Annotated in this window: 1 pseudogene; it reads left to right on the top strand. The window is 66.5% G+C overall.

The features are described from left to right. Positions 1 to 319 (top strand): annotated as a pseudogene (locus EP376_RS22805) (prohead protease/major capsid protein fusion protein); the annotation flags it as partial.

Raw genomic sequence — 319 nt, 5'->3', positions numbered from 1 at the left:
CCGTCGAGGTGATCTGGTCGGCGGGGGCGCGCGTTCGCCGGTCGACCCTGTTCGGAGAACCCTATGACGAAGAGCTCAGCCTCGAACCCGCCCATGTCCGCCTCGACCGTTTGAACGCCGGCGCGCCATTTCTGAAGGTGCACGAGGTCGACACGCTGGATGCCGTGATCGGCTCCGTCGTCCCTGGGTCTGCCCGGATCGAAAACGGTCGTGGCGTTGCGCAGGTCCGGATTTCTGAGCGCGCGGATGTCGAACCGATCTGGCGCGACATCCAGGCGGGCCACATCCGCGCGGTCTCCATCGGCTACCAGGTTCACCG

It is taken from the genome of Alexandriicola marinus (genome assembly GCF_004000435.1).
Taxonomy (GTDB): domain Bacteria; phylum Pseudomonadota; class Alphaproteobacteria; order Rhodobacterales; family Rhodobacteraceae; genus Alexandriicola; species Alexandriicola marinus.
This window is presented reverse-complemented; position numbering and strand designations above follow the sequence as displayed.